At 48.0% G+C, this 2,626-nt stretch carries 4 protein-coding genes; all 4 read left to right on the top strand.

The window, feature by feature from the left end; genetic code table 11:
- On the top strand, positions 1–294 hold a 294-nt coding region (locus tag H6F50_RS00295), incomplete at its 5' end, for an SDR family oxidoreductase (RefSeq protein WP_190425012.1).
- 60 nt (positions 295–354) lie between these two features.
- On the top strand, positions 355–1,059 hold the full coding sequence (locus tag H6F50_RS00290) for an SRPBCC family protein (protein ID WP_190413068.1): 705 nt from the start codon (positions 355–357) through the stop codon (positions 1,057–1,059).
- An 89-nt stretch (positions 1,060–1,148) separates the two neighbouring features.
- Positions 1,149–1,553: a hypothetical protein gene (locus H6F50_RS00285; protein ID WP_190425009.1), complete on the top strand. Its 405-nt coding sequence runs from the start codon at positions 1,149–1,151 to the stop codon at positions 1,551–1,553.
- Positions 1,554–1,682: 129 nt separating this feature from the next.
- A partial coding sequence (locus H6F50_RS00280) for a zinc-dependent alcohol dehydrogenase (protein WP_190425006.1) occupies positions 1,683–2,626 on the top strand: 944 nt, incomplete at its 3' end.

Here is a 2,626-nt window from a genome sequence, read left to right as displayed (position 1 = left end):
CACAAAGAAACCGGGCCGATGGATGCTCAGATGGAGAAAATGCTGATTAATGCAACTCCAATGGCTCGACGCGGCACGCCAGAGGAAATGGCAAACGTCTATGCCTTTATTGCTTCGGATGAAGCGAGTTACGTCACGGGGGCATTGTGGCTGGCAGATGGTGGCATCACAGTGGCGAAAGGAGCCATCGGCGAACAGACGCCAGAATCGTTGCGTGCTGAACCGCAAGGAGAACTGCGTCTAGATCATGCCAGAGAAGGGCTAGAACACAAACAAGTCCAAACGATTAGTTAAGCGCCTAAGAAATTAATATTACTCAGCAAATCATCAATTACCGTTTGAGGAAAACAGAACATGACATCCAAAGATATCGTCCCCAGCGGTCAGAATGAACCCAGCAATGTCGGCGATAAGGAGCGTTGGGGATCGTTACTAGGGGGCGGCGCACTTGTACTGATGGGTTTAAAGCAACGATCTCTTCGGGGAGCGTTAATGGCGATCGCGGGTGGTGGTCTAATTTATCACAGTGCGACCGCAGAAAAAGGTATCCAAGACACCATACAGGAAAAAGCAGGGATGAACCAAAGCATCAAAGTTGAAAAGACCGTCACGATCAATAAACCAGCAGATGAACTTTATCGCTTTTGGCATAATTTTGAAAACTTGCCTAATTTCATGAAGCATCTGAAATCAGTAACGGTCGTCAACGAGCGGCGATCGCACTGGGTTGCCAATGCGCCAATGGGTGCAAGTGTGGAATGGGATGCAGATATTATCAACGAGAAAGAAAACGAGTTAATCGCTTGGGCTTCAACGGAAGGAGCAGACGTTGAGAATGCAGGGTTTGTGCGCTTTTCACCTGCGCCTGCGAATCGGGGTACGGAAGTAAAAGTCGTCATTGAATATAACCCGCCGGGTGGTGCTGTCGGTGCTGCGATCGCTAAACTTTTTGGCGAAGAACCAGAACAGCAAGTTGGCGATGATTTGCGCCGTTTCAAAATGATTATGGAAGCAGGTGAAATTGCAACAACAGAAGGTCAACCTTCTGGAAGAAGTTAAGAATTTTATTTCATGGGATTCTTAATTAAGTAGAGAGAAAACTGAAGAATAGGTTTTCCTCAAACCAAAAATAAACAACGGAGATTGAAATGAATCAAGGAATTAATCGTTTGCAAAAAATTTGTTTGCGTTTGGCTAGTGTCGTTCTAGCAGCGATCGCATTTTTAGTAATTCCGACTTTTACCTACAGCACATCGTTCCAAGCACAAGCTCAAACCCTGATTGCTGACAATTTAGATTTTAATAAGACCAGCAACGCTCAGATCAAAAAAGCGATTGACATGGCTGAAGACCATGTTGGGGACAGAGATGGAATCGGCAATACTGGCTTGAAGAACCTCAAAAAGCTGGGAGAAAATATTCCCGAAACTGCCGATGTGATTGTCCGCCAAAGATTTGATAACGATCAACCTGGTGACGTGGGCAACCCAAGTATTGTTCAAGACAAAAATGAGCAGGGAGTCGCCAAGACTAAGAATCGGGCACCTAGATAATTCGGCTTTTCGCTCAATTCGGGTTGAGAAGTTAAGCGACTGACTGCATTACCTGAGACAGGGATGTGAGAAACCCCGTCCTGCGGATACACAAGGGCGGGGTAATTAATAAAAGGATAAACAACATCAATGAAAGCAGTATGTTGGTACGGTGCCACCGATGTGCGGGTTGAAACCGTACCCGATCCCAAAATTCTCAATCCGCGCGACGCCATTCTCAAAATTACTTCGACGGCAATTTGTGGCTCTGATTTGCACATTTATGACGGCTACATTCCGACGATGCAACCGGGTGACATTATCGGTCACGAATTCATGGGAGAAATCGTCGAAGTTGGTAGCAAAGTAACCAATTTAAAACCAGGCGATCGCGTTGTCGTTCCTTCCACTATCGGATGCGGTCACTGTCACTATTGCAACCATGATATGTGGTCGCTGTGCGACAACTCCAACCCGAACGCTTGGATGGAAGAAAAGCTCTTCGGTAACGTCACTTCGGCAATTTACGGTTACTCTCACTTATTCGGCGGCTATGCAGGCGCGCAAGCCGAATATATCCGCGTTCCCTTCGCGGATGTGGGTGTCGTCAAGGTTCCCGCAGAAATTCCCGACGAGAAATTATTGTTTATCTCGGATGCCATTCCCACCGGATTTATGGGCGCGGAGTTATGCGATATTCAGCCAGGAGATACTGTCGCTGTCTGGGGTTGCGGCGCTGTCGGACAATTCGCCATGATTAGCGCCTATATGCTGGGTGCCGAAAGAGTAATCGGCATCGACCGTTTTCCCGAACGTCTCCAAATGGCGAGGGAACACGCAAAAGCGGAAACGATTAACTACGAAGAAGTTGATGCTGGCGAAGCGCTGAAAGAAATGACTGGCGGACGGGGTCCAGACTGCTGCATTGACGCGGTGGGATTAGAAGCGCACGGCATGGGGGTTGAAGGGGTTTATGACAAAGCGAAGCAAGCAGTCCGGCTGGAAACAGACCGTCCCCACGTCCTGCGGCAAATGATGGTCGCTTGTCGTAAAGGCGGCACGCTCTCAATCATGGGTGTTTACGGTGGCTTTGT

Source organism: Coleofasciculus sp. FACHB-712, from assembly GCF_014695635.1.
Lineage (GTDB): Bacteria > Cyanobacteriota > Cyanobacteriia > Cyanobacteriales > FACHB-T130 > FACHB-T130.
Note: the sequence above shows the minus strand (reverse complement) of the source record. Positions and strands in the feature narration are given on the sequence as shown.

Coding starts and splice junctions, on each gene's coding strand:
- H6F50_RS00285 (WP_190425009.1), top strand. CDS start 1,149: ATGAATCAAGGAATTAATCGTTTGCAAAAAATTTGTTTGCGTTTGGCT.
- H6F50_RS00290 (WP_190413068.1), top strand. CDS start 355: ATGACATCCAAAGATATCGTCCCCAGCGGTCAGAATGAACCCAGCAAT.